Source organism: Aestuariirhabdus haliotis (genome assembly GCF_023509475.1).
In the GTDB taxonomy this organism is placed as follows: Bacteria; Pseudomonadota; Gammaproteobacteria; order Pseudomonadales; family Aestuariirhabdaceae; genus Aestuariirhabdus; species Aestuariirhabdus haliotis.
Window position 1 is genome coordinate 153,403 of the sequence record NZ_JAKSDZ010000004.1, and the last position, 24,704, is coordinate 178,106.

Below are 24,704 nucleotides of genomic sequence, written 5' to 3' on the forward strand. Positions count from 1 at the left end.
CTATTTTGCCGATCGAATTTTAGCAAACTCTTCCATGCCGGCATGCAGGTCAGCGGTCACCTTCTGCGCCAGTGGCCGCTGAGCCAGGCGTTCCATAAGCTCTGACGCACCCGGCATACCTTCTAACAGATCTTTCTGAAACAGTTTTTTCGACACCTGGTTGGCCAACTCAACACTGTGCAGGAAAAAGATATCGGCATACCCAAACTCTTCACCAGACACATAAGGTGCAAATAACGCACGTCGTTTAAGGCATGCAACCCCTTTCTCTAAAGCGGCTTCGACTTCCTGCCGGGTTTCAACGCTTACCTTGCCACCAAAAAAGACCTCAGCGAAACAGCGTCGGGCAGGAAGCTCGATGTAAAGCTCCATCTCATGAATCAGTTCACGGACCTTGGCCCGAGCAAAGGCTTGTTGAGGATACAAGGGGACGCCGGGCTGGCTTTCTTCGATGTAATCAAGAATCGCACTGGTTTCTGTCAGGGGCCCCTGGTCAGTCACCAGACAGGGAACCTTACCCATCGGGCTGATCTCCAGATATTCCTCGCTCTGGTTGGGGTAAACTTTTACCTCTTCGAACGGGATATCTTTCTCCAGAAGTGCCAACTTAACCATATTGAAGTAGTTACTGACCGGAAAGCCATAGAGTTTCAACATGAAGGGTCCTTATTTTTGAATTATTGATAGATTAGGACAGGCTAGAGGTTTGTTACTGGTTACTCAAGAGAAGAACGCTCTCTTGCCGTCAGAAACCCTTCAGAGCAGAGCAGGTCTCGAGCTTCGGACCAATTTTTCATCTCCGTTATAATGATGCTTGTGTTGTCAGGAATGATATTTTTCAGATGCATATCCTTGAACAAACTATGATGCCGGATATTGATCTGCCGCGTTTGACCATGCAATGCATTCCAGACATAGAGTTCATTAAGCGGTAACTGAATACTGGGCGTGCCCAACTCCCACTCACTCAGATCGAGTATTTTAGCCCAGGAATCTGCACCCAACTGTCGTACTATTGCCCGCTGCTCTCGGCAATAGCGCTGAGCCGTTTCATCATTCCAGGAGCCATAACAATCGCACTCGATGACTCGCCCTGTGATCCTTATGCTATAGCTGCCATGTTCTCTCATGGCGGAGTCGACGCCTCTTCCGATCGTATCGGAATCATCATACGGTAACGAAGGCCTTCTCCCGGTAATGACTCGGCCTCTATACTGCCCTGAAGGTCTTCGGTGACCAGTTTACGCACAATATGCGCCCCTAAACCGCTGCCACCCTCTGAGGGTCGCGTGGTATAGAAGGGATCAAACAGCTTCTCCAGCTGTTCTTCGCTCAAGCCTTTGCCATTGTCCTCATAAATAAGACTGACGACCCCTGACTCTTTACGGGCAGTGATGCTAATAACGCCATTGTCCATCGCTTCGAAACCATGAACCAAACTGTTCATGATCAGATTGGTAAAGATTTGCGCTATAGCACCAGGCCGGCAATAGAGCACGATATCTCTGTCACAATCCACATCAATCCGGTGCTCAGTACGTTTGTGTTTATGGTGAAGCGACCTGACGATGCTATCGACGTATTCTCGCAAGTTTACTGTCCGCAAACGATCACTGGCTTCGTCAACAGCAATCAGTTTGAAGTCGGATATCAACTCAGCGGCACGCTGCATATTCATCCGTATCAATTCAGCGCTTTCCATACCACCCGCCAGATATTGTTCCATCAAGCGAATGGTTATTTTTCTATCCTTAAACAGTTTATCCAACTCTTTCATCTTGTTTTCGAGATATGAACTGCTCGTGATCGCGATGCCTATGGGAGTATTCAACTCATGGGTCACCTCGGCCACCATTTGGCCCAACTCGTTCAATTTTTGCGATGCCACCAATTGATCCTGGGCCCGATCAAGTTCCCCCTGAGATTGCTTGAGGGCTCGGTAGCTGGCCTTTAGCTCCTGTTCAGCCTGTAAACGCAACTCAACTTCCTTGGCTAAAAACGCCTCCCTCACTTCCATCTCATTCAGACTTTCCTGTAAAGCAAAGGTACTTTTTTCAACTTCTTCCGCCAGAGTTGTATTGTGTCGATCCAGCTCACGCCGATTTTCCATCAATTTATCAACCAAACGATTAAAGGTAGCGCTTAGTAAAGTCAGTTCATTTTCTTTTTCCTGATGAATATGGATTTTGTTCATATTGTGTAAATCCATACCCCCGATCTGACGAGCAAAGGAGGTTAAAGGCTTCGATAGTAATCTTCTGAAAACCCACAAGAACATAAAGATTAATAGCGCAGTCTTTAGCATGGCATTGAAAATAAGAAAGATAAGACTGACTTTGATACGCTCAAAAGCCACTTGATCGCTGGAGTAAATGGCGACCCTGCCAACCGTAAGCGAAGCCCCAGGAGAACCATAAACAAGAGGCATCTCGAGACCAAACAAACGCCCCGAGGCTCTGAAGCTGTGCGTCTGCTGTTGTGAATTGGCAAGTTGAGTGGTTCGCTCCGGAGTTACCCCTCGGCGGATACGGGTCTCATCGTCGAAATGGTAGACTTCAACTCCCACCACTGAAGGTAATTGAATCAGGCCGTCGATCAGCGCCGATTCCTGCTCTGGATTTATCTCCCACACGGCCTGCGCCAGCCCCTGCTGCAAACTCTCCAGGGTATGCTGCATATCGGTCTGGATAACATCTCGAGCACTGTAAAACTCGGCGACAACCTGTATCAAAGTGACGAGAAAGGTCAGCGCAAAGTAGATCGACAACACTCTTTTGAGCAGGGTTCTTGATAAACTGGTCATAGAGAAAAACGGTCTCACCCACAGATTTAGGGCAACCTTGATGAATTCAGAGTTGCCCTAGCACCAGCATAGGAAAAACCCGGACCATTTGCCATGTACACCAACCACAGTCACTTAAGACTCAGTACCAGCTTTAACCTTGCGAAGACTTCCCACATGGGGACCGCTCAATGATGCGCTGGTTGTTGCTTCCCCTGGCTCTGATGCTTCTGTTGGTCGCATTATTGATCGCCGGCTGGTTCTATAGCGTACAACGTTTAACTCAGGAGGAGCCTCTGGTGGAAATACAGTTTCGTCAAATTGCACCTCAACAGCATATGGCCACGTTAAGAGGGCACAACGGCTGCCAATGGGGACAATACGAACTCCTTGGCGACCAATGGCGCATCGACGCCCAATTTATCAAATGGAAACCTTTCGCAACGCTCCTGGGACTGGATGCCCGTTACCGGCTGGAGCGCTTGAGCGGTCGCTATTCTTCCGTCGCCGAAGCCAACCGTAAGCCTCATCGAGTTTACCATCTGGGTGAGCAATCAGCGCTTGATCTGGTGAGCATCAGCCAGTCGCTGGGGCCTTATAATCTGTTGCTCGATGCAGAATACGGCAGTTCAACCTATCAAAGCATCGACACCCTGAAAACATACACCGTCTACCGCACCCAGTCCGGTCTGATTGCTCGCAGCACGCCTCGAGAACTTCCACGATACCAGGACGGCAATCTGACCATTCGCATCAATCGCTCTTGCGACCAGAAAATTGACCTCTGGCAACGCGCCGCGCTGGCTAGCAACCAATGGTTCAGGAAACTCACCCATGTCGATCAGTAAGAAGAATATGAATTCCAGACGAAAGACTGTCAGTTCCGATTACCTGCAAACACCTGCGCCAGACAGCAAGCGGATTCGCCTTCATATTCTTTCTTTATTGGCTTTGTGGTTCGCCGCCGACCTAGCAATAGCAGCTCCGCTCCAATGTGCCGTGACCACGCCGTCACTTGCTGAGCTGGAGCAATTAAAACAGTGGGTCGAGCAGGCGCCAGCCCATTGTGATCCAGCCCGATTACAGCAGACCCAAAAGCGTAATGACGAGTTACAACAAAGCCTGTTTAACTGCCTCAACCGTGGTGCTCGAATAAAGCCTGAGACCCGACAGGCCCTGTTTGCTTATCAGCAAGCCGCTCAACAGCTGCAGGCGCGTTGCGGACGATAAAACAAGCAGGGCACAACCGGTTCTGGGCGTAATTAAAAGACCTCGTCGGGGCGCAGATCAAACAGCTCGCTATCTTGTAGATCGAGGCTGTCGTACAACTGGGTATCGCTTTCCCTAAGCTGCTTGAGATCCTCTTTCAGCTCAGGAGCCAGATCTTCGGTGATGACAATTTCAACCCGCCGATTTTTGGCTCGACCTTCGGGACTGGCATTGGATTCCAGGGGATGGGTCTCGGCAAATCCTCTTACTTGCAACCTCGACGGATCAATTCCATCACGGCCAATCAACAAAGCATGGGCAACCGATACCGCACGGGCCGATGACAGAGCCCAGTTAGATTCGAAGCGAGCCGTGTCAATCGGAATACTGTCGGTATGGCCTTCGATAGAGATCGAGCCTTCGACACTTTTCAGCACGCCCTGGATATTCTCCATAATGGGGTAAAACTCCGCCTGAAGCTCCGCCGAGCCAGAGGAGAACGAGCCGTTTTCCTGCACCCGAATGACAATTTTTCGAGCCTTTGTCTCGATCTCTATATTGCCTTGCTCAACCTGCGCATGCAGAGCAGTAGCCAGTTGCTGGGCATGGGTTTCGGTCTGCTCGATGACCTCCTGCACTCGCTTCGCGGTTTGCTCGTTTTTGATACCATCAACGGCGGCGCTCTGGCCGGTTTTGGTCTCCTGGCCTGGGGTGCAGATGATATCCAGATCCGGTTTGGTCATAGTGGTAGTATGTTGACGGATTTCATTGATCGGGGTCGGCTCCGGCTTGGCAGGACTGAACTCCTGCATAATGATGCTGGTGCCTTTGGGTATCTCCTTTAATTTGAGTTCCGACTGCACCCCGAACGCATCCCGCAGGGAACCCGCAATCTGCTTGAATTTAAGCGCGTTGATCTCGGAGAAAGACAACAGCAGTACGAAAAAACACATCAACAGCGACATCAGATCGGCAAACGTTGCCAACCAGCCAGCGACAGCGGGACATTCCGGACATTCGCACTCTTCATCGATGTCAGACATACGGACTCCGCAGGCATCGAATCAATACCAGTAACGCCATTACTCGGACTCCTCAACCTCTCGTGAAGACGATGGCAAATAGTTACGCAGCATGGAGGAGATCACCCTTGGGTTCTGTCCTTCCTGAATGGCCAGCAGGGCATCGATAATCAGGGATTTGGTCAGGGCTTCCTCATCCCGGCGCAAAGACAACTTGTCGGCCAGAGGCAGCGCCAGCATGTTTGCGATCATCGCCCCATACAAGGTGGTCAGCAGGGCCACTGCCATGGCCGGGCCAATCGACTTGGGGTCGCTCATATTTGCAAGCATCTGCACCAGACCGACCAGAGTACCAATCATTCCCATTGCCGGCGCGACATCACCGATCGCACTGAAGATCTTTGCCCCAAGTTCGTGACGACTAACCGAGAGCTTCATATCCTTGGTCAGCATGACTTTGACGACGGACGGGTCATGGCCGTCCACCAGCAACTGAATCCCCTGTTCCAGAAAAGGGTGGCTGGGCTCTTTCTCTTCCAGCGCCAACAGGCCGCCTTTACGAGCGGTGTCAGCCAGCTCAACGACCTCGTCAATCAGGGCGTTGAGATCGGTGGATTGAAATTTAAAGCTCTTTCCGGCCACCTTGAAGGCACCAAAAAATTGTTTGACCGTAAATTTCATCAATACCGCAAAAATGGTTCCGACAATGACAATCAACAATGAGGGCACATTAAAAAACATCCCCCCCGATCCGCCGAGAATCATCGCAGCAATAACAATACCGAAAGCCCCAAACAGGCCCAGTATGGTCGCTAAATCCACAGATCACTCCTTAGTCAGTTAGAGAAACAACCCAGCCCATTTTGTCCGGATTGAACACCAGACAAGGGTATTGCTGCAGTCGCCATTTCGTATTGTAGGCAACTTATCCCAAAACCCTTCTATTCTCCAGTCACTCCTTTTTAATATAGGCTCGAATGCCAACCCTGTGACATCTTTAACCACTAAAGTATGAAGATTGTCTGCGGTTTGACCACTGCAGGGCAGTTCGGTACTGTTGCGCCTTCATCATTATGAGCGATCAATCATGGCCAAAAAGAAGCCGGGATTTGCATTTGAACAATCCCTTGCCGAACTCGAAGCGCTGGTAGAAAAGATGGAATCCGGTGAGCTTTCCCTGGAACAATCCCTGCAGGCGTTCGAACAGGGTGTCAGCCTGACACGCGACTGCCAGCAAGCACTGACCTCCGCCCAGCAAAAAGTCGAGTTGCTGGTCGAAAAGGAGCAGCGACTGACCAACGAACCCTTCATTCCTGCAGACAGCGAATGAACATCGAGCACTATCTGAGTCAATGCCAGGAGCGTGTAGACCGCCAGCTTTTGCAAGTGGTGTCCCAGGCCCCGGTAGGCGCCGAACGATTGCGTGAAGCGATGCAGTACAGTCTGTTCAATGGTGGCAAACGGGTACGGCCCATGCTGGTACTTGCCAGCACCGAGGCCCTCGGTGGCAGTCCCGAGCTGGCTGTCGAAGCCGCTGCTGCTGTGGAACTCGTTCATGCCTATTCCTTGATTCACGATGACCTTCCTGCCATGGATGACGATGACCTGCGCCGCGGCAAACCCACCTGCCATATCGCATTCGATGAGGCGACCGCTATCCTGGCCGGGGATGCCTTGCAAACCCTCGCCTTCGAACAGCTGTGCCAATCCTCCAGCCCCCTTGATGCCCAGACCCAGCTGCAACTGGTACGCGCCCTGAGCAAAGCGTCCGGTATCCAGGGCATGGTGGCAGGACAAGCGATTGATCTGCAGGCCGTCGGCCAGCCCCTGACGCTGGAACAGCTTGAGCTGATGCACAATCACAAGACCGGCGCGCTGATCTGCGCCAGCGTTGAAATGGGCGCCCTGATTGCCGGTGCAACGCCACAGCAACGCAGTCAACTGAACGATTACGCTCAGTGCATAGGCCTCGCTTTCCAGGTCCAGGACGACATCCTGGATATCGAAGCCGATACTGAAACCCTGGGTAAAACCCAGGGCGCCGACGTGGCCTTGAACAAGCCCACCTACCCGGCCCTGCTCGGGCTGGCCGGGGCTAAAGCAAAAGCCAGAGAATTGCTGGAGGGTGCACTTAACGCTCTTGGCGGTTTTGATGAGCGCTCCACACCCCTGCGCGAGCTGGCCCGATACATCGTGCATCGCAGCCATTAGCGGAGTAGAATGGCCGGTCTACACGCCTTTTTCCCCTATAAGAACCGACAGATACCACCCGCTTTATGTTCCATGAAATACCGCGACAACGACCCGATACTCCGTTACTGGATAGGGTAGATTCCCCTGCTCAGCTGCGCGATTTTGACAGCCGCGAACTGCCCGAGCTGGCGAAACAATTACGCGAGTACTTGCTCTATTCTGTCGGCCAGACGGGCGGTCACTTTGGTGCCGGGTTGGGGGTAGTGGAACTGACCATTGCCCTGCATTATATTTTCAACACCCCGGAAGACAGACTGGTGTGGGATGTCGGGCATCAAGCCTACCCGCACAAGATTCTTACCGGGCGCCGTGAAGCCATGCTGAGCCTGCGCCAGCGCGATGGCCTCGCGGCCTTTCCTCGACGCAGCGAAAGTCCCTATGACACCTTTGGGGTTGGCCATTCCAGCACCTCGATCAGTGCCGCGCTGGGGATGGCAATCGCCTCACGCCTGCAAGGTAAAGACCGCCGCGCGATTGCTGTTATTGGTGACGGTGCCATGACCGCTGGCATGGCGTTCGAAGCCCTCAACCACGCCTCCGATGTCGACGCCAACCTGCTGGTTGTACTGAACGATAACGACATGTCGATTTCGGCCAATGTTGGCGGCCTGTCCAATTACTTCGCCCGCCTGCTGTCCAGTCGCACCTACCACAACATGCGCGAAGGCAGTCGCAAGGTGCTGAGCGGTATTCCCAAGGCCTGGGAACTGGCCAAGCGAACCGAAGAACACGTCAAGGGGATGGTGGCACCGGGCACTCTGTTTGAGGAACTGGGCTTCAACTACATCGGCCCTATTGATGGCCATAATCTCGATGCCCTGGTCAGCACCTTGCAGAACATGCGCAACCTGAAAGGTCCGCAGTTTCTTCATGTAGTCACCCAAAAAGGTCATGGATTTGCCCCGGCCGAGCAAGACCCTATCGGCTATCACGCCATCACAAAACTGGAACCCGAGGTGCCGGTCAAGCCCGCAACCCAGGTACCCAAGCCTCCCAAATACTCCAACGTCTTTGGTAATTGGCTAGTCGATATGGCCGAGCAGGAACCCAATCTGGTGGGCATCACTCCCGCCATGAAGGACGGTTCTGACCTGATCACCTTTGCCGAACGTTTCCCTGATCGCTATTTCGATGTAGCCATTGCCGAACAACATGCTGTGACCCTGGCCGCCGGCATCGCCTGCGATGGCGGCAAACCGGTGGTCGCCATCTATTCCACCTTCTTACAGCGCGCCTACGATCAGCTGATCCATGATGTCGCCGTGCAAGATCTCGATGTGCTATTCGCCATCGACCGCGCCGGTCTGGTCGGGGAAGACGGCCCGACACACGCCGGCTGCTATGACATCCCCTATATGCGCTGCGTGCCCAATATGGTGATCATGACCCCGGCGGACGAAAACGAAACCCGTCGAATGCTGAGCACCGGTTATCATCATACAGGGCCTGCGGCGGTTCGTTACCCTCGAGGCAACGGCATTGGTGTCGAGATCACCCCGACCCTCGACTCAATTCCGCTGGGGGTTGGTGAGATGCGCCGAAACGGCGGTTCGGGAATTGCCATTCTGGCCTTTGGCACATTACTTCACAACGCACTGGAGGCCGCAGAAACCCTGAACGCCAGTGTCGCCAACATGCGCTTTGTCAAGCCGTTGGATGAAAACCTGATTCGCTCATTGGCGCTTCAAGGCGAGCTTCTGGTCACCCTCGAAGAAGGGGCGGTCATGGGCGGAGCCGGCTCGGCTATCAATGAATTTCTGCAAGCCGAGGGAATACAGGTGCCGGTATTGAATCTGGGAATTCCCGATCGTTTTATCGAGCATGGTAAGCCAAGCGAATTACTGGCTGAATGCGGGCTGGATGCCAAAGGCATTATTGCCTCGGTGCAGGAACGCCTGACGACCAATCTGAATGTCGAACCGAAGCCAAACGCAGTCAAACGCTGAGCGCCAACCTGGGTGGTTTTCGAAAGATAACTAGGGAAGCGGTTACCACTCCGAAGCACTCATGTCTCCGGAGGTGTAATCCAGTGACCCAGCTTACCCGCCTTGGTTTGCAGGTATTTTTCATTGTGGGGGTTACGTCCGGTCTGCAGAGGACAACGCTCGGTTACCGCCACACCCACCGATTCCATCGCCTTTACTTTGCGGGGATTGTTGGTCATCAAACGCAGTGAGCTGACATTGAGCTGCTTGAGCATGACTTCACACATGCTGTATTCGCGCATATCGGCATCGAAACCCAGCTGTTCATTGGCTTCTACCGTATCGGCACCAGCATCCTGTAATTTGTAGGCGCGAATCTTGTTCATCAGGCCGATACCACGACCTTCCTGGCGCAAATACAGCAACACACCCCGGCCCTCTTCCGAGATCGCCTTCAATGCGGCTTCCAGCTGGGCGCCACAGTCGCAGCGCATACTGAACAGGGCGTCCCCGGTGAGACATTCCGAATGTACCCGAGCCAAGACCGGCTCACCATCATCGACCGTCCCCATACTGAGCGCCACATGCTCTTTACCCGTCTCGGTATCTTCGAAACCGTGCATGCAAAATACCCCATAAGGGGTAGGCAGTTTCGAGGTGGCGACGTAACGTATGGACACAGACAACTCCTAAAATTCGGCCACTGCAAGCGCAGTCGAGGGACGGCATTCTATCAGGACAGGCGGATCCTGCACACCATTAGCATGGCGTTGAATCCGGCCCATAGAAACGCTGAATGGGTTAGAATTTCTGCTCCAGCAGCAGCACGCCACCTTCCTCCTGCATGCGCAGATTTTTCAGGAAGCTCATACCCAGCAGCACCTTGGTGGGATAGGCGCCCTGAACCACAACCGCATAGATATTGCGCTGCTCAATACCGCCAATACTGACCCGGTCCAGGTAGATTTCGTGGGCCATGACCTGGTCGCTGGCCGTGGTAATAGGGCGCAACTTGCCTTGGGAATAATCGAGCCCTATAGCATCCGCTTGCACGGAACTCATAGCGATCATGGTCGCGCCGGTATCGACTACCATCTGCACCGATCGGCCATTAATCGCACCAAATACCGGATAGCTGCCTGAGGCTCGATCCAGGCTGACTCTTACCTGTTTCTGCTCGGCCTGGGTAAAACGGCTGTTGACCTCTTTCGATAACGTCAGGCGTTGCTCCTTGCCATCGATCAGCAACAGCGCACTCTGGGCATCCGCTTCCAGCAGGCGAACCCCCTTGACCGCCTTACGACCGGCTTTAAGCAGGTGACGTTCGCCATCGATAATAACCACTGCCGCGCCAGGAAACAGTCCCTGAACACGCACCTGTGGTGCCGCCCATAGCGGCGTTGACAGCAGGATCACCATCAAGCCACTTGCCAATACTTTGAGCAAACTTCGCACCTGCAACTCCCTGCCTGGGGCAATTTATTGGATAGATGAACCAGCCTCTGGTTCATTCCATCAAGCAAGCATTAACGCTGATGACGCACGATCATGATCCGAATTGAACGGCTGATAATCGGTTAGACCAGCCACAGGTGGAGCAGTTGCATCACCACTAACGCAAACAGACCCGCCAGTACATCGTCGATCATAATGCCAAAACCACCGCCTACTTTCTTATCCAGCCAACGGATTGGCCAAGGCTTGAGGATATCGAAAAAGCGAAACAGACCAAAGCCAATCACAATCCACAGCCAACCGGGGGGCGCTGCGATCATGGTGATCCAGAAACCGACAAACTCATCCCAGACGATGCCGCCATGATCGTGCACACCGATATCCCGGGAGGTGATCTCGCACAACCAGCAGCCAACAACAAAAGCCACCAACACCACCAAGAGATAATTGGCCAACGGCAAATATTGGAGCAACAGATAGAAAGGAATCGCGGCCAGTGTGCCAACCGTACCGGGAGCCTTGGGCGACGCGCCACTACCAAAACCGAAGGCAACAAAGTGAATCGGGTTGCGCCATACACTGGCTGGGGTATCTGCCATAAAAGCTCCGTTTAAAAATGTTGATAGCCGTTGGATACCAAGGGCTTGCCATTAGCATCCCGTAGACCCGTATCCGTACGAATATGCCCGATTGGCGTGCAGGACACCAGCGCACAAAGGGACGCTTTATGTTGATTCCAGAGCGTTTCTGGCAGGGTAAAACAGAGCTCGTAATCATCACCACCGCTGAGCGCCAGGGATTGTGCTTGGTCCGGACGAAGGGCCTGTAAGGCGCTCGACAGGGGCAAAGCGTCAACATTAACCTCAGCCCCCAGGCCACTGCGCTCGAGCAGATGCCCCAGATCGGCCAGCAAACCATCGGAGATATCGATTCCGCTACGGCCCCCCATTGCCAGTAGTTGTTGCCCCAGTTGCAAGCGTGGTTGCGGCTGATAATAACGCTGTAACAAAAAACGCTGATGACAATCGAGTTCATTGGCCGGCGCATCAAGGTAATCCAGCGCGCCAGCCCCATCCCCCAGCGTGCCACTGACCAGTATCAGATCGCCGATTCGGGCACCATCACGGCGCAGCGACTGCCCCCTGGGTAGGGCACCCTGCACCTGCAGCGTCAGGGACAAGGGGCCTCGTGTGGTGTCTCCCCCCACCAGGCAAATACCATGCTGGGTGGCTTCGCTGGCCAACCCTTCGGAAAAGGCTTGCAACCAGCTTGTATCAGCCTCGGGCAAGCTGATCGCCAGAGTAAAACAGAGAGGCGTTGCCCCCATTGCGGCCAGATCACTAAGATTGATTGCCAGCGCCCGACGGGCGATCAGAGTCGGGTCGGCGCTGGCCGGGAAATGCACATCGGCGACCAGAGTATCGACCGAAAAACAGAGTTGATGCTGGCTGGGCGGCTCAATGATGGCGCAGTCGTCGCCAATCCCCAGCACAACATCGGGATGGGGGTCGGCGAGCCCGGCGCGATCAAAGTAGCGCCGGATCAACTCAAACTCACCGGGCATCAGGATTTACGATGATTGTTCACTTCGGGAGAGCGTACGGCCGCAGCCATTTTATCGAGAATGCCGTTCACGTATTTGTGGCTTTCAGCGGCACCGAAACGCTTGGCGAGTTCAATGCCTTCGTTGATAACCACGCGGTAGGGCACATCGTGGCGACGCAATAACTCGTAGGCGCCGATGCGTAAAATCGTCCGCTCGATCGGGTCCAGCTCGTCGAGGGAACGATCCAGCAAGGGCTCGACGGCACCATCGAGTTCGTCCAGTTGCTTGGGAATTTCCCCCAGCAGCTCGCTGAAGTATTCACCATCGATCTTGCTAAAGTCATTATCGGTGCGGAACTGGGCATCGATATCAGACACATTGGCTTGCGCCATATGCCATTGATAAAGCGCCTGCAGACTTAACTGGCGTGCCTTGCGTCGAGCAGCGGGTCGAAGTTTGTTATTCCCTTGGTTGCTCAATTCACTCTCCCATTTCGTTCAGCAGATTGACCATTTCAAAGGCTGACATGGCTGCCTCTTCACCTTTATTACCGGCCTTGGTACCGGAACGCTCGACGGCTTGTTCGATGCTGTCCACCGTCAATACACCAAAGGATACCGGCACTTCCGACTCCAACGCCACAACACCCAGGCCTTTCACACATTCACCGGCAACATATTCGAAATGAGGCGTTCCACCACGGATCACCGCGCCCAGCGCAATCACCGCATCATAATTGCCCGATTTGGCGGCTTTCTTCACCACCAGGGGAATTTCAAACGCGCCCGGGCAGCGGATGATAGTAATATCTTCATCGCTGACACCGTGACGAGTCAGTGAGTCCACGGCGCCTTCGAGCAGACTTTCAACCACGAACGCATTCCAGCGACCAACAACTATGGCGTACTTACCAGGGTTTGGGGTCAGGTTTCCTTCAATAGTCTTGATTGTAGACATAGATAAATCCTCGTCGTCTTAAAGGCAGTTTTACTGCTCTTCACAGGAGATGTATTCAGTAATCTCCAGGTCGAACCCGGAGATCGCGCTAAATCGAATCGGCGAGCTGAGCAGGCGCATTTTGCCGATGCCCATTTCACGCAATATTTGTGAGCCGGTACCGATGGTGTGATAAGCCCCGACACCATCCCGGCCCGGTGTCCTGGGCTGCTGGGGGTTAAAGTAAGCGTCCAGGCACTGATCCATCGACAAACTGTCGTCGCTGTTCAGCAGTACCGCCACGCCATTGCCTTCCTCGGCAATACGCTGCATGGCATTGCGCAACGACCAGCTACCGCTTCCGGGCTGATGATTCCCCAGCAGGTCGCGCAATGTATCAGCCACATGCACACGCACCAGGGTTGGCTGATCCGCGCTCCACTGCCCCATGCTCAGCGCGATATGAGACTGATCGTGGATGCGGTCCTTGAAGCGGGTCAGGGTGAACTCACCAAACTCGGTGCTCAGGGTCTTTTCATCGATACGATCGACTGTTTTGTCATGCAGAATGCGATAGTGAATCAGGTCCGCAATGGTGCCGATTTTCAGGTCGTGCAACTCGGCAAATTTTTCCAGATCCGGACGGCGTGCCATGGTGCCATCCTCGTTCATCACCTCGACAATAGCCGCAGCCGGAATCAATCCCGCAATGCGGGCCAGATCGCAACCCGCTTCGGTATGACCCGCTCGGCTCAGGACACCTCCGGGCTGGGCTCGCAAGGGAAAAATATGCCCCGGCTGCACGATGTCCTGCGGTGTGGATTCCGGATCCACCGCACGCTGAATCGTCAGCGCCCGGTCGGCCGCCGAAATACCGGTCGTCACACCCTCGGCTGCTTCGATCGACACGGTAAACGGAGTGCCGTACTGGCTACCGTTTTCACTTTGCACCATCGAGGGCAAGCCAAGAAAATCGCAACGCTCACCGGTCAGGGTCAGGCAGATCAGGCCTCTAGCCTTGGCCGCCATAAAGTTCACCTGTTCGGTGGTGATCTTTTCCGCCGCCACAATCAGATCGCCTTCGTTCTCGCGATCCTCATCATCCATCAGGATAACCATCTTGCCCTGATGAATGTCTTCAATAATCTCTTCAATACTGTTGAGTTTCATATTCGACTCATTGCTCGCTGTTAGCGACGACCACGGCCAGTAAAGCCGTGCTGCGCCAGAAAATCCTGTGTCATGTTGCTCATCGGGCCTTGCTCTTCGCTTCCCTGCAGTAATCGCTCCAGGTAACGGGCGACAAGATCCACCTCCAGATTGACCCGACTTCCTTCCCGGTACTGGCTGACAATGGTTTGCTGCGCCGTGTGAGGAACGATGTTGAGCTCAAAGCTGTTAGCTTCTAACCCGTTCACCGTCAGACTGACCCCATCGACGGTAATCGATCCCTTATTGGCAATATAACGCGCCAGCTCAGCGGGAGGTTCGATGCGATAGCGCATACTGCGCCCCTCATCACGAATGCCCGTTACCTGGCCAATGCCATCGACGTGCCCACTGACCATATGACCGCCAAAGCGCCCCGTGGGTAGCATCGCCTTCTCCAGGTTTAACCTTGTGCCTACGTCCAACTCCGATAGCGTCGAACAGGCCAGGGTCTCCTGGGAAACATCGGCCCAATAACCACTACCGGTTAACCCGGTAACCGTCAAACAAACCCCATTGGTCGCAATGGAATCGCCTAGTTTAACATCTCCGAGGTCGAGAGCACCGCTGTCGACACACAACCTCATATCACCACCGCGGGCTTCGATGCTGGCCAGCTTACCGACGGCCTCAATTATTCCTGTGAACATGCTCGCCTCACTCCTTCGCCAAGCCCGTCGGTGTGGCGGTTATTCGCCAATCGCGACCAACGGCCCGCACATCGGTAATACTCAAGGGCTGGCTGTTGCTCATGCTAGCAATCGGCAAAGACAGTAGCGGTCGTGCTTCGCTACCCATCAGAACCGGCGCCATATAGACCACCAATTCATCGATAATCCCGGCGGACAGGGCAGATCCAGCCAGGGTCGCGCCGGTTTCCAGTAACAGTTCATTGCACTCACGTCGCGCCAATTCTTCCATCAAGGCCTTCAGGTCGAGCCTGCCATCATCAGCGGCCAGGCAGATCACTTCGGCTCCCGCCGCCTCAAGCGCGGCCCGGCGCTGGCGATCAGCGGCCAGTGTACACACCAGCAATGTAGCGCCCTCGCCCTGCAACACTTTCGCTTTCGGCGGAGTGCGCAACTGGCTATCCAGTACTACCCGCAAGGGTTGGCGCCGACAAATCTCACGGGCGTTCTCCAACCCCAGCTCGTCGGGTCGCACGGTCAACGAGGCATCGTCCTGAAGGATCGATTCCACACCGCTGACAATAGCACTACTGCGTGCCCTCAGGCGCTGCACATCGCCCCGGGCATCGGCCCCGGTAATCCATTGGCTCTCGCCCGAGGCCATCGCCGTGCGGCCGTCCAGGCTCATGGCCAACTTGCAACGCACGAAGGGTTGCCCTTGCTCCATACGCTTGATAAATCCGGGGTTCAATGCTCTCGCCTGCGATTCCAGCAGGCCACAAACCACCTCGATGCCGGCAGCCCGCAAACGCTCCATGCCCCGCCCGGAAACCTGAGGGTTGGGGTCTTGCATGGCGATCCAGACCCGGCTTACACCCGCCTTGACCAACGCCTCGCAACAGGGGCCAGTACGGCCAACATGACTGCAGGGCTCCAGCGTGACATAGGCCGTCGCGCCCTGAGCCGAATCGCCGGCCGCCGCCAGGGCATTCACTTCCGCATGCCCCTCACCGGCGCGCTGATGCCAACCTTCAGCCACTAATTGTCCGTCAGCCGCCAAAACACAGCCCACCCGGGGATTGGGGTGGGTGGTATAAAGCCCCTGCCGGGCTAATTGCAGCGCACGCGACATGCACTCAATATCGAAGACGGAAGGTTGCAATAGAGACATGGTCATTCATCCGCCACCCATCAGGATTGGTGACGTGGTTCCTTTTCCAGTCGTTCGATCTCTTCTCGAAACTCATTGAGATCCTGAAAGCGGCGGTACACCGAGGCGAAGCGAATATAGGCAACTTCATCGAGCCGCTGCAGCTCACCCATGACCAGCTCACCCACATCGAGAGACTTCACTTCGCGCTCCCCGGTGGCCTGCAATTTATGCTTGATCCGACCAATGGATTCCTCGATCTGCTCGACACTGACCGGCCGTTTCTCCAGCGCCCGTAACATACCAGCACGCAGCTTCTGGTCATCAAAAGGCACCCTGCTTCCATCCTGCTTAATCAGGCGCGGCATCAACAGTTCGGCGCCTTCGTAGGTGGTAAAACGTTCCGAGCAGGAGAGGCATTCCCGGCGTCGACGCACCTGGACACCCTCGGCCACCAGCCGGGAATCGATGACTTTGGTATCGTGGGCGTTACAGAATGGACAATGCATACAGTGAAGCCTGAAGAGGTGAACGGGAAAGGCGGGTCGGGATGGGAACAGCCTGATCTGGCTGTGAAGTCTACTGGCTTGCCCCTCAAAAACAAGTAGCAGGAGCCAACCGTCGCTCTATGCGGGGCCTGCAAACAATAACGCCCCCACAACTCAAGGCTGCAAGGGCGCTACTGGGTAGTCGTCGTGATTAGCCTGTATAAACCGGCAAACGCGAACAGATCGACAGCACCTTGGCCTTGACCGTGTCGACGACCGCCTGATTGTCGATGTCATCAAGCAGATCGCAGATCCAACCGGCCAGATCGGCGGCATCCTGCTCGTTAAAACCGCGGCGGGTAATGGCCGGAGTACCGATACGCAGTCCACTGGTCACGAATGGGGAACGTGGATCGTTAGGCACCGCATTCTTGTTGACGGTGATATTGGCCTTACCCAACACCTCTTCGGCATCCTTACCGGTAAATTCCTTGCCGATCAGATCAACCAGGAACAGGTGGTCGTCGGTGCCGCCGGACACGACCTTGATACCACGTTCCAGCAACACGCTGGCCATCGCCTGGGCATTCTTCACCACCTGGGTCTGATACGCCTTGTATTCCGGCTCCATCGCTTCTTTAAAACAAACCGCCTTGGCCGCAACTACGTGGCACAGAGGGCCACCCTGGCTTTCAGGGAAGACGGCGAAGTTCAGCTTTTTCTGCAGATCGGCGTCATCGTTAGCCAGGATCACACCACCACGAGGACCACCCAGAGTCTTGTGAGTGGTGGAGGTAACAACATCGGCGATTCCCACCGGGCTTGGGTACACGCCTGCGGCGATCAGACCCGCCACATGCGCCATATCGACCATCAGATAGGCGTCAACCTTGTCGGCAATGGTGCGGAAACGCTGCCAATCGACTACTCGAGAGTACGCGGAGAAACCGGCCACGATCATGCGCGGCTTGTGCTCCAGCGCCAGCCGCTCTACTTCGTCGTAATCGATCTCGCCGGTGTCAGGGTTCAGGCCGTACTGCACGGCGTTATAGATGCGACCGGAAAAGCTCACGGTAGCGCCGTGAGTCAGGTGACCACCGTGGGCCAGGCTCATACCCAGCACCGTATCACCCGGCTGACAAAGCGCCATGTAAACCGCGGCGTTGGCCTGGGAACCTGAGTGAGGCTGAACATTGGCATAGGCCGCGCCAAACAGCGCCTTGGCACGATCGATCGCCAGCTGCTCAACCACATCAACGTGCTTGCAACCACCGTAGTAGCGCTTGCCCGGATAACCTTCGGCATACTTGTTGGTCAGCTTGCTGCCCTGGGCTTCCATGACTCGAGGGCTGGTGTAGTTTTCCGAAGCGATCAGCTCGATATGCTCTTCCTGACGCAGCCCCTCTTCCTGCATAGCATTCCAGAGTTCATCGTCGTACCCGGCAATGGTCATATCTTTCGTAAACATGGTAACCCTCTTGGCAATGACATCGTCGAAAATTGGGCGCCGATTGTACAGCAAGGCAATGCTGATGGCATCCCAATTTGCTTCAACCCAACCCGCGGATCATTCATCATCCCTGCCCGAGCTGACTTCACGCTCAAACTCGGCCCTTACATACCCCACAATATCTAAACACGGCTCTCTTAAGGCCCCACTTGATGCCCCTGCCGTAGCTATCAGCAGGGCAGTTCGGTATATTTCTCGACTCGCACCAACCAGCAAATGCGGAATTCGACAGCCATGGCTCAATACGTTTATACGATGAACCGGGTGGGCAAAATTGTTCCTCCCAAGCGTGAGATTTTGAAAAACATCTCCCTCTCCTTCTTCCCCGGCGCCAAGATCGGCGTACTGGGCCTGAACGGCGCGGGTAAATCGACCCTGCTGCGCATCATGGCCGGCATCGATACCGAGATCGAAGGCGAAGCACGCCCACAACCCGGCATCAAGGTCGGTTACCTACCCCAGGAGCCCCAGCTGGATCCGGAGAAAAACGTCCGGGAAGTGGTTGAGGAAGCACTGTCGGAAGTCGCCGATGCCCAGGCCCGACTGGATGAGGTTTACGCCGCTTACGCCGAGCCCGATGCCGATTTCGATGCCCTGGCCGCCGAACAGGGACGCCTTGAGAACATCATTCAGGCCGCCGACGCCCACAATATGGAGCGCAAGCTGGAAGTCGCCGCCGATGCTCTGCGCCTGCCCGACTGGGAGGCCCAGGTAAAGAATTTATCCGGTGGTGAAAAGCGTCGTGTGGCCCTGTGCCGTCTGCTGCTGTCGAGCCCCGACATGCTGCTGCTCGACGAGCCTACCAACCACCTGGATGCGGAAAGTGTTGGCTGGTTGGAGCGTTTCCTGCACGAATACCCCGGCACGGTGGTGGCGATCACCCACGACCGCTACTTCCTCGACAACGCCGCCAGCTGGATTCTCGAACTGGACCGCGGCTATGGCATTCCTTTCGAGGGCAACTACTCGGCCTGGCTGGGCGCCAAGGAGGAGCGTTTGCTGCAGGAAGAGAAACAGCAGCAGGCCCGGGAAAAATCGATTCGCCACGAACTGGAGTGGGTGCGTTCCAACGCCAAGGGGCGCCAATCCAAGAGCAAGGCCCGCCTGGCCCGCTTCGAGGAGATGAGCTCCCAGGAATACCAACGCCGCAACGAAACCAACGAAATCTATATTCCCCCCGGCCCTCGCCTGGGCGACAAGGTGATCGAATTTGATGGCGTCACCAAAGCCTTCGGCGACAAGCTGCTGATCGACAACCTGAGCTTTGCCATGCCCAAGGGCGCCATTGTCGGTGTCATCGGTGGTAACGGCGCCGGTAAATCGACCCTGTTCAAGATGATTAGCGGAGTCGAGCAGCCCGACAGCGGCAGCATCAGCGTCGGAGAAACGGTCAAACTGGCGTTTGTCGACCAGAGCCGTGACGCCCTGGGTGGGGAAAACACTGTCTGGCAGGAGATCTCCGAAGGGCAGGACATCCTGCGCATCAATGGCTACGAGGTACCTTCGCGTACCTACGTCGGCCGATTCAACTTTAAGGGCTCCGACCAGCAGAAGTTCGTCAAGGATCTCTCCGGTGGTGAGCGGGGTCGCCTGCACCTGGCCAACACCTTAAAGCAGGGCGCCAACGTATTACTGCTCGATGAGCCCAGTAACGACCTGGATGTGGAAACCCTGCGAGCGCTGGAAGAAGCATTGCTGGAGTTCCCCGGTTGCGCCATTGTGATCTCTCACGACCGCTGGTTCCTGGACCGTATCGCCACCCACATACTGGCCTATGAGGGTGATTCACAGGTCAACTTCTTTGCCGGCAACTACAGCGAATACGAGGCTGATCGCAAGCAGCGACTGGGTGATGACGCCCAGCCGAAACGGGTCAAATACAAGCGCCTGGCCTAAGACTGGTGAGGCAGGTTCCGCCGACCGAGTCCCAGGCTCGTGCGGCGGCGCTTGCTCCCAAAGCAAAAATCACTATAGTTCTAGTTAGTCCATCGGTGTCATCGCCGTCCACTGAACGCAGGAATAATGACCATGTCTCAAGGGGATAATCCCAGCGAACGTCGTAACTTTACCCGCTTTGCTTTTGATGCCGACAGCGTCATGCACCAGGAGGGTAAGCGCTGGCCGGTGAACCTGGTCGACATCTCGCTCCATGGTGTACTGGTCAAGCTGGAAGAAAACTGCGCGATCAACCTCGACGCACCGGCCCTGATCCATATCACCCTCGATAGCGACCACCATATCGAAATGCACCTCGAATTTGCCCACCAGCACGATGGCCTGACCGGCTTCTCCTGCCAGCAAATCGATCTGGACAGTATCACCCAGCTGAAACGGCTGGCCGAGCTGAACCTGGGCGACCACCAAGCCCTGGAACGCGAACTGGGCACCCTGACCGGCTAACCGTTGGCCATCCTCAAGCTGTATGACTCGCTGCAGACTTTACCTGGCCTGAAGCCTGTCCCCTGACAATCGAATCTGATACATGGCAAAAGCAAAATCCCGCAAGGCTTTCGTATGCAACGACTGCGGCAGCGAATCCAGCAAGTGGCAGGGCCAATGCCCGGACTGCAAAGCCTGGAACACCATGAGCGAAATCAATCTGGGCAGTAACGCGCCCCATCTGGCATCCACAGCCCCACGCAGCGGTTTCGCCGGAGCCCTGAGCGATGTGCAACTGCTGGCCGATGTCGACGTCAGCCAGACCCCGCGCTTTTCCAGCGGCATTGAAGAGTTCGATCGAGTGCTGGGTGGCGGTTTCGTCCCTGGCAGCGCCGTGCTGCTGGGCGGCCATCCCGGCGCCGGTAAAAGTACCGTGCTGTTGCAGGTGCTCTGTCATATCGCACAATCAATGCCCGCCCTTTATGTTTCCGGCGAAGAATCCCTGCAACAGATTGCCAGCCGCGCCCAGCGACTGGGCCTGCCGACCCACCAGCTGAAGATGCTCGCGGAGACCAGCTCGGAAAACGTGGTCGCGGTGGCCGAACGGGAAAAGCCCGGCATCATCGTCATCGACTCCATACAGGTGATGTTTATGGCGGGTATCGACTCAGCCCCGGGCGGAGTGTCCCAGGTGCGGGAAAGCGCGGCCTTCCTGACCCGCTTTGCCAAACAGACCAATACCGTATTGCTAATTGTCGGTCACGTCACCAAAGACAACTCACTGGCCGGACCGATGACCCTGTCCCACATCATCGACACCCAGTTGATGCTGGGTAACAGCGACGATTCCCGCTACCGCATTATGCGCGCTACCAAAAACCGCTTTGGCCAGGTCAACGAGCTGGGCATCTTCGCCATGACCGAGCGAGGCCTGAAAGAGGTTCGAAATCCTTCCGCCATTTTCCTCAATCGCCACCAGAAAAATACCCCCGGCAGCATTATCAATGTGCTCTGGGAAGGGACTCGCCCGCTGCTGGTGGAGCTGCAAGCTCTGGTGGTCGAGTCCCAGCTGGGCAATCCTCGCCGGGTCACCGTGGGACTGGACCAGAACCGACTGGCCATGCTGCTGGCCGTGCTGAACCGACACGGCGGCATCTTTACCAGCGATCAGGATGTGTTCGTCAATGTGGTTGGTGGCGTTCGCGTCACCGAAACCAGCGCCGACCTGGCAACGGTATTGGCTATAGTCTCCAGTTTGCGCGACCGAGCCATTAGCCAACAGCTGTTCGCTTTCGGTGAAGTAGGTCTATCAGGAGAGATACGTCCGGTTGCCAACGGCCAGGAGCGCATTCAGGAAGCCGCCAAGCACGGTTTCAAGCAGGCGATCGTACCCAAAGCCAACCTGCCCAGAGAGAGCATTGCCGGTATCGAGCTGGTCGGTGTCACCAGTCTCGCCGAAGCCCTGGACCAGATTCAGGAGTGGAGTTGATGCCCCGGCCTCCGGTTGTGGTCGCCATCTCCGGGCTGGACCCGACCGGCGGCGCCGGTATTGCCGCTGACATCGAAGCGATCACCGCCATGGGCGGCCATTGCTGCCCCCTGATCAGCTGCCAAACCGTGCAGGACAGCCATGGAGTGACACGCGTTGAGGCCGTCAATAGCCAGCTGTTAATCGACCAGGCCCGGGTACTGCTGCATGATATCAAGCCCGACGCTTTCAAACTGGGCGCCCTTGCCACTGCCGAGACGGTTGCTGCGGTGAGGCAGATCCTCACCCCCTTCCCGGACGTTCCCGTGGTCATGGATCCGGTACTGGCCGGTGGTGGCGGCGGCAGTCTGGGTGGGCCGGCATTAGCCGCTGCACTCTGTGATCTGATGCCTCTGATTGAGATCTGTACGCCCAATATTCCGGAGCTAAAAACGCTGGCCGAGGCTTGCCAGGAACCGGACAGCGTCAGTGACATCGACGCCGTACTGCAACGCGGCTGCGGCTCCCTCCTATTAACCGGGACCCACGCCGCCAGCCAGCAGATTCATCATCGACTGTACCGCGCCAACGGGGAGGTTCAGCAATACCATTGTTCGCGACTGCCCGGCGAATACCACGGCAGCGGCTGCACCCTGGCCGCCGCTCTCGCCGCGCGCCGGGCACAGGGGGATTGCCTCGAGAGCGCCTGCCAAGCCGCTCTGGATTATTGCTTCGACAGCCTTGTAAACGCTTACTCACTTGGCAAAGGGCAGCTTTTCCCGGACCGTTTGCCCCGCCTCCGAGCTACAAAAGGCTCAGACGAATGAGCATCCACGGACTCTATGCCATCACCGACTCCCAACTGTTACCTCCCCAGCAACTACTCGAGGCGGTCGAGCAAGCCCTGCGCGGCGGTACCCGAATTCTCCAGTACCGTGACAAAGCTTCCGGACAAGCCCGGCGGCTTGAGCAAGCCCGGCGGCTCAAGCTACTGTGTGATCGTTATGCGGTACCACTGCTGATCAACGATGACCTTCAACTGGCGCTGGATTGCGATGCTGCCGGCGTGCATCTGGGACAAGGGGATCACACGCTGCAACAAGCAAGGGAAACACTGGGCCCCGATGCCATTATCGGCATAACCTGCCATGATTCCCTGTCTCTGGCCCTGAAGGCACAACAGGACGGCGCCAACTACGTGGCCTTTGGCCGTTTCTTCCCCTCCCACACCAAACCCGAGGCGCCGCCCGCGCCTCTTGAATTACTGCCACAAGCCCGACAACAGCTGCGTCTTCCACTGATAGCCATTGGCGGCATTACTGTGGATAATGCCGATCAGGTTATCTCCCGGGGGGCCGATGCCATCGCTGTCATCCACCACCTTTTTGCCAGCGACGATATCGAGCAGCGCGCCCGCGCCCTCAGCGCCGCCTTTGACAGTCTCTGAAGAGGAAATTGCATGTCTCGTTCTGAACAACTATTTGAGCAAGCCAAGATCAGCATTCCTGGTGGCGTGAACTCGCCCGTACGCGCCTTCAATGGCGTGGGTGGTACACCCGTTTTCTTCCAGCGCGCTGACGGCGCTTATATCTTCGACGAAGATAACAAGCCTTATGTCGATTACATCGGCTCCTGGGGGCCTATGATCCTGGGCCATAATCACCCGGCGGTGATCGATGCCGTAAAGGCCCAGATTGAACGAGGCCTCAGCTTCGGCGCTCCCACCGAAGTGGAAATCACCATGGCGGAGAAAGTCTGCGAGCTGATCCCCTCCATCGATCAGGTGCGCATGGTCAACTCCGGCACCGAAGCTACCATGAGCGCCATTCGTCTGGCCCGCGGCTATACCGGCCGCGACAAGATTCTCAAATTCGAAGGTTGCTATCACGGTCACGCCGATTCCCTGCTGGTAAAGGCCGGCTCCGGCGCTTTAACACTGGGCGTGCCCAACTCTCCCGGCGTGCCGGCCTCGGTCGCCGAGCATACATTGACCCTGCCTTTCAACGATATTGACGCGGTGCGTCAACTGTTTGCCGAACTCGGTGACCAGATCGCCTGCATCATCGTCGAGCCGGTCGCCGGTAATATGAACTGCATTCCTCCTGTCCCAGGCTTCCTCGAAGGGCTGCGAGAAGTCTGTGATCAACATAAAACCGTATTGATCTTCGACGAAGTCATGACCGGTTTTCGGGTCGCGCTGGGCGGCGCCCAATCGGTCTATCAGGTGACGCCTGACCTCACCACCCTGGGTAAAATCATCGGTGGCGGTATGCCGGTGGGTGCCTTTGGCGGTCATCGCGACATCATGCAACAACTGGCACCGGCCGGTCCGGTCTATCAAGCCGGCACCCTGTCGGGTAACCCGGTGGCCATGGCAGCAGGGCTGGCCATGCTCAACACCATCTCCACTGAGGGTTTTTACGACCAGCTCAGCAGCACCACGGCCCAGCTATTAAGCGGCCTGCAGGAACGGGCTGATAAGGCCAACATCCCCTTTACCACGGTGCAAGTGGGTGCCATGTTTGGACTGTTCTTCAGCGAACAAACCCGGGTCAGTCGTTTCGATCAGGTGATGGCGTGCAATGCCGAGCGTTTCAAGCGTTTCTTCCATCTGATGCTGGATCAGGGCGTTTATCTGGCACCCTCCGCCTTTGAGGCCGGATTTGTCTCCAAAGCCCATGGCGAGAAAGAGATTCAACTCACCCTGGATGCGGCCCAAAAAGCCTTTGCCCAGCTGTAAATG

Annotated in this window: 27 protein-coding genes; 11 read left to right on the plus strand and 16 right to left on the minus strand. The window is 55.8% G+C overall.

The annotated features are described in order from the left end of the window. Genes MIB40_RS05240 through MIB40_RS05250 form a run of 3 tightly spaced genes read right to left on the minus strand, consistent with a single transcriptional unit; the run spans window position 1 to window position 2,803 of the window. Window positions 1-657, minus strand: a complete 657-nt coding sequence (locus MIB40_RS05240) for a glutathione S-transferase family protein (RefSeq protein ID WP_249691650.1) — start codon at window positions 655-657, stop codon at window positions 1-3. 59 nt (window positions 658-716) lie between these two features. After that, the gene (locus MIB40_RS05245) at window positions 717-1,130 is read right to left on the minus strand and encodes a hypothetical protein (RefSeq protein WP_249691652.1); all 414 of its coding nucleotides are present in this window, start codon (window positions 1,128-1,130) and stop codon (window positions 717-719) included. Further along, window positions 1,127-2,803: an ATP-binding protein gene (locus tag MIB40_RS05250; RefSeq protein ID WP_249691653.1), complete on the minus strand. Its 1,677-nt coding sequence runs from the start codon at window positions 2,801-2,803 to the stop codon at window positions 1,127-1,129. Before MIB40_RS05250 ends, MIB40_RS05245 begins: the two co-directional genes overlap by 4 nt. 170 nt (window positions 2,804-2,973) lie before the next feature. Here MIB40_RS05250 and MIB40_RS05255 point away from each other — a divergent pair, with 170 nt between their 5' ends. Beyond that, window positions 2,974-3,630 carry a hypothetical protein gene (locus MIB40_RS05255; RefSeq protein ID WP_249691656.1) on the plus strand — a complete coding sequence of 219 codons (657 nt, stop codon included), beginning with the start codon at window positions 2,974-2,976 and terminating at the stop codon, window positions 3,628-3,630. Further along, window positions 3,617-4,012, plus strand: a complete 396-nt coding sequence (locus tag MIB40_RS05260) for a hypothetical protein (protein ID WP_249691658.1) — start codon at window positions 3,617-3,619, stop codon at window positions 4,010-4,012. Before MIB40_RS05255 ends, MIB40_RS05260 begins: the two co-directional genes overlap by 14 nt. A gap of 32 nt (window positions 4,013-4,044) precedes the next feature. Here the strand turns inward: MIB40_RS05260 and MIB40_RS05265 are convergent, their stop codons facing one another. After that, the gene (locus MIB40_RS05265; protein WP_249691659.1) at window positions 4,045-5,034 is read right to left on the minus strand and encodes a flagellar motor protein MotB; all 990 of its coding nucleotides are present in this window, start codon (window positions 5,032-5,034) and stop codon (window positions 4,045-4,047) included. A gap of 39 nt (window positions 5,035-5,073) precedes the next feature. Next, on the minus strand, window positions 5,074-5,835 hold the full coding sequence (gene pomA / locus MIB40_RS05270) for a flagellar motor protein PomA (RefSeq protein WP_249691661.1): 762 nt from the start codon (window positions 5,833-5,835) through the stop codon (window positions 5,074-5,076). 265 nt (window positions 5,836-6,100) lie between these two features. On the opposite strand from pomA, the gene MIB40_RS05275 reads away from it, so the two are divergent. The 3 genes from MIB40_RS05275 to dxs all read left to right on the plus strand — a co-directional run bounded on the left by MIB40_RS05275 (window position 6,101) and on the right by dxs (window position 9,212). Next, window positions 6,101-6,343: an exodeoxyribonuclease VII small subunit gene (locus MIB40_RS05275; RefSeq protein WP_249691663.1), complete on the plus strand. Its 243-nt coding sequence runs from the start codon at window positions 6,101-6,103 to the stop codon at window positions 6,341-6,343. Next, the gene (gene ispA / locus MIB40_RS05280; protein ID WP_249691665.1) at window positions 6,340-7,224 is read left to right on the plus strand and encodes a (2E,6E)-farnesyl diphosphate synthase; all 885 of its coding nucleotides are present in this window, start codon (window positions 6,340-6,342) and stop codon (window positions 7,222-7,224) included. Before MIB40_RS05275 ends, ispA begins: the two co-directional genes overlap by 4 nt. A gap of 65 nt (window positions 7,225-7,289) precedes the next feature. Further along, window positions 7,290-9,212 carry a 1-deoxy-D-xylulose-5-phosphate synthase gene (dxs, locus tag MIB40_RS05285; RefSeq protein ID WP_249691667.1) on the plus strand — a complete coding sequence of 641 codons (1,923 nt, stop codon included), beginning with the start codon at window positions 7,290-7,292 and terminating at the stop codon, window positions 9,210-9,212. A 59-nt stretch (window positions 9,213-9,271) separates the two neighbouring features. Here dxs and ribA read toward each other — a convergent pair whose 3' ends face one another. From ribA to glyA, 11 genes are all read right to left on the minus strand, one after another. Then, the gene (ribA, locus tag MIB40_RS05290) at window positions 9,272-9,871 is read right to left on the minus strand and encodes a GTP cyclohydrolase II (protein WP_249691669.1); all 600 of its coding nucleotides are present in this window, start codon (window positions 9,869-9,871) and stop codon (window positions 9,272-9,274) included. A gap of 121 nt (window positions 9,872-9,992) precedes the next feature. Beyond that, the gene (locus MIB40_RS05295) at window positions 9,993-10,646 is read right to left on the minus strand and encodes a retropepsin-like aspartic protease family protein (protein ID WP_249691671.1); all 654 of its coding nucleotides are present in this window, start codon (window positions 10,644-10,646) and stop codon (window positions 9,993-9,995) included. Window positions 10,647-10,768: 122 nt separating this feature from the next. Continuing rightward, complete coding sequence (locus tag MIB40_RS05300) at window positions 10,769-11,245, minus strand: phosphatidylglycerophosphatase A family protein (protein ID WP_249691673.1); 477 nt, start codon at window positions 11,243-11,245, stop codon at window positions 10,769-10,771. 11 nt (window positions 11,246-11,256) lie between these two features. Then, a complete protein-coding gene (gene thiL, locus MIB40_RS05305) occupies window positions 11,257-12,210 on the minus strand; it encodes a thiamine-phosphate kinase (RefSeq protein ID WP_249691675.1) in 954 nt (317 codons plus the stop codon). After that, window positions 12,210-12,671: a transcription antitermination factor NusB gene (nusB, locus tag MIB40_RS05310; RefSeq protein WP_264758450.1), complete on the minus strand. Its 462-nt coding sequence runs from the start codon at window positions 12,669-12,671 to the stop codon at window positions 12,210-12,212. Before nusB ends, thiL begins: the two co-directional genes overlap by 1 nt. A 1-nt stretch (window position 12,672) precedes the next feature. Further along, window positions 12,673-13,149, minus strand: a complete 477-nt coding sequence (ribH, locus tag MIB40_RS05315; RefSeq protein ID WP_249691677.1) for a 6,7-dimethyl-8-ribityllumazine synthase — start codon at window positions 13,147-13,149, stop codon at window positions 12,673-12,675. Window positions 13,150-13,179: 30 nt separating this feature from the next. Continuing rightward, window positions 13,180-14,298: a bifunctional 3,4-dihydroxy-2-butanone-4-phosphate synthase/GTP cyclohydrolase II gene (gene ribBA, locus MIB40_RS05320; protein WP_249691679.1), complete on the minus strand. Its 1,119-nt coding sequence runs from the start codon at window positions 14,296-14,298 to the stop codon at window positions 13,180-13,182. A gap of 20 nt (window positions 14,299-14,318) precedes the next feature. Further along, the gene (locus tag MIB40_RS05325; RefSeq protein WP_249691681.1) at window positions 14,319-14,987 is read right to left on the minus strand and encodes a riboflavin synthase; all 669 of its coding nucleotides are present in this window, start codon (window positions 14,985-14,987) and stop codon (window positions 14,319-14,321) included. Window positions 14,988-14,994: 7 nt separating this feature from the next. Then, window positions 14,995-16,137, minus strand: a complete 1,143-nt coding sequence (ribD, locus tag MIB40_RS05330) for a bifunctional diaminohydroxyphosphoribosylaminopyrimidine deaminase/5-amino-6-(5-phosphoribosylamino)uracil reductase RibD (RefSeq protein ID WP_249691691.1) — start codon at window positions 16,135-16,137, stop codon at window positions 14,995-14,997. Between the two features lie 20 nt (window positions 16,138-16,157). Further along, on the minus strand, window positions 16,158-16,625 hold the full coding sequence (gene nrdR / locus MIB40_RS05335) for a transcriptional regulator NrdR (protein ID WP_249691693.1): 468 nt from the start codon (window positions 16,623-16,625) through the stop codon (window positions 16,158-16,160). A gap of 190 nt (window positions 16,626-16,815) precedes the next feature. After that, complete coding sequence (gene glyA, locus MIB40_RS05340) at window positions 16,816-18,072, minus strand: serine hydroxymethyltransferase (protein ID WP_249691694.1); 1,257 nt, start codon at window positions 18,070-18,072, stop codon at window positions 16,816-16,818. A gap of 276 nt (window positions 18,073-18,348) precedes the next feature. On the opposite strand from glyA, the gene ettA reads away from it, so the two are divergent. The 6 genes from ettA (at window position 18,349) to hemL (ending at window position 24,701) form a co-directional block, all read left to right on the plus strand. After that, entirely contained in the window at window positions 18,349-20,010 is a 1,662-nt protein-coding gene (gene ettA, locus MIB40_RS05345) for an energy-dependent translational throttle protein EttA (RefSeq protein WP_249691696.1), read from the plus strand. Window positions 20,011-20,142: 132 nt separating this feature from the next. Next, on the plus strand, window positions 20,143-20,514 hold the full coding sequence (locus tag MIB40_RS05350) for a PilZ domain-containing protein (protein ID WP_249691698.1): 372 nt from the start codon (window positions 20,143-20,145) through the stop codon (window positions 20,512-20,514). A gap of 82 nt (window positions 20,515-20,596) precedes the next feature. Further along, a complete protein-coding gene (radA, locus tag MIB40_RS05355) occupies window positions 20,597-21,982 on the plus strand; it encodes a DNA repair protein RadA (RefSeq protein ID WP_249691700.1) in 1,386 nt (461 codons plus the stop codon). Then, a complete protein-coding gene (gene thiD / locus MIB40_RS05360; RefSeq protein ID WP_249691702.1) occupies window positions 21,982-22,788 on the plus strand; it encodes a bifunctional hydroxymethylpyrimidine kinase/phosphomethylpyrimidine kinase in 807 nt (268 codons plus the stop codon). Before radA ends, thiD begins: the two co-directional genes overlap by 1 nt. Then, window positions 22,785-23,408 (plus strand): thiamine phosphate synthase, encoded by a 624-nt coding sequence (gene thiE, locus MIB40_RS05365; RefSeq protein ID WP_249691704.1) that lies wholly within the window; start codon window positions 22,785-22,787, stop codon window positions 23,406-23,408. The genes thiD and thiE overlap by 4 nt, the downstream gene beginning before the upstream one ends. Window positions 23,409-23,420: 12 nt before the next feature. Then, window positions 23,421-24,701, plus strand: coding sequence for a glutamate-1-semialdehyde 2,1-aminomutase (hemL, locus tag MIB40_RS05370; RefSeq protein WP_249691706.1), 1,281 nt, complete (start codon window positions 23,421-23,423; stop codon window positions 24,699-24,701). Window positions 24,702-24,704: the final 3 nt, after the last annotated feature.

Excerpts from the sequence above, each read along its gene's own strand:
- MIB40_RS05250 (WP_249691653.1), bottom strand. The coding sequence starts at position 2,803 with ATGACCAGTTTATCAAGAACCCTGCTCAAAAGAGTGTTGTCGATCTAC.
- MIB40_RS05275 (WP_249691663.1), top strand. The coding sequence starts at position 6,101 with ATGGCCAAAAAGAAGCCGGGATTTGCATTTGAACAATCCCTTGCCGAA.
- MIB40_RS05260 (WP_249691658.1), top strand. The coding sequence starts at position 3,617 with ATGTCGATCAGTAAGAAGAATATGAATTCCAGACGAAAGACTGTCAGT.
- ribH (WP_249691677.1), bottom strand. The coding sequence starts at position 13,149 with ATGTCTACAATCAAGACTATTGAAGGAAACCTGACCCCAAACCCTGGT.
- thiD (WP_249691702.1), top strand. The coding sequence starts at position 21,982 with ATGCCCCGGCCTCCGGTTGTGGTCGCCATCTCCGGGCTGGACCCGACC.
- radA (WP_249691700.1), top strand. The coding sequence starts at position 20,597 with ATGGCAAAAGCAAAATCCCGCAAGGCTTTCGTATGCAACGACTGCGGC.
- thiL (WP_249691675.1), bottom strand. The coding sequence starts at position 12,210 with ATGCCCGGTGAGTTTGAGTTGATCCGGCGCTACTTTGATCGCGCCGGG.
- MIB40_RS05265 (WP_249691659.1), bottom strand. The coding sequence starts at position 5,034 with ATGTCTGACATCGATGAAGAGTGCGAATGTCCGGAATGTCCCGCTGTC.
- ettA (WP_249691696.1), top strand. The coding sequence starts at position 18,349 with ATGGCTCAATACGTTTATACGATGAACCGGGTGGGCAAAATTGTTCCT.
- MIB40_RS05245 (WP_249691652.1), bottom strand. The coding sequence starts at position 1,130 with ATGAGAGAACATGGCAGCTATAGCATAAGGATCACAGGGCGAGTCATC.
- ribD (WP_249691691.1), bottom strand. The coding sequence starts at position 16,137 with ATGTCTCTATTGCAACCTTCCGTCTTCGATATTGAGTGCATGTCGCGT.
- MIB40_RS05255 (WP_249691656.1), top strand. The coding sequence starts at position 2,974 with ATGATGCGCTGGTTGTTGCTTCCCCTGGCTCTGATGCTTCTGTTGGTC.
- MIB40_RS05300 (WP_249691673.1), bottom strand. The coding sequence starts at position 11,245 with ATGGCAGATACCCCAGCCAGTGTATGGCGCAACCCGATTCACTTTGTT.
- ribBA (WP_249691679.1), bottom strand. The coding sequence starts at position 14,298 with ATGAAACTCAACAGTATTGAAGAGATTATTGAAGACATTCATCAGGGC.
- MIB40_RS05325 (WP_249691681.1), bottom strand. The coding sequence starts at position 14,987 with ATGTTCACAGGAATAATTGAGGCCGTCGGTAAGCTGGCCAGCATCGAA.
- MIB40_RS05240 (WP_249691650.1), bottom strand. The coding sequence starts at position 657 with ATGTTGAAACTCTATGGCTTTCCGGTCAGTAACTACTTCAATATGGTT.
- glyA (WP_249691694.1), bottom strand. The coding sequence starts at position 18,072 with ATGTTTACGAAAGATATGACCATTGCCGGGTACGACGATGAACTCTGG.
- nrdR (WP_249691693.1), bottom strand. The coding sequence starts at position 16,625 with ATGCATTGTCCATTCTGTAACGCCCACGATACCAAAGTCATCGATTCC.
- ispA (WP_249691665.1), top strand. The coding sequence starts at position 6,340 with ATGAACATCGAGCACTATCTGAGTCAATGCCAGGAGCGTGTAGACCGC.
- dxs (WP_249691667.1), top strand. The coding sequence starts at position 7,290 with ATGTTCCATGAAATACCGCGACAACGACCCGATACTCCGTTACTGGAT.
- hemL (WP_249691706.1), top strand. The coding sequence starts at position 23,421 with ATGTCTCGTTCTGAACAACTATTTGAGCAAGCCAAGATCAGCATTCCT.
- thiE (WP_249691704.1), top strand. The coding sequence starts at position 22,785 with ATGAGCATCCACGGACTCTATGCCATCACCGACTCCCAACTGTTACCT.
- MIB40_RS05350 (WP_249691698.1), top strand. The coding sequence starts at position 20,143 with ATGTCTCAAGGGGATAATCCCAGCGAACGTCGTAACTTTACCCGCTTT.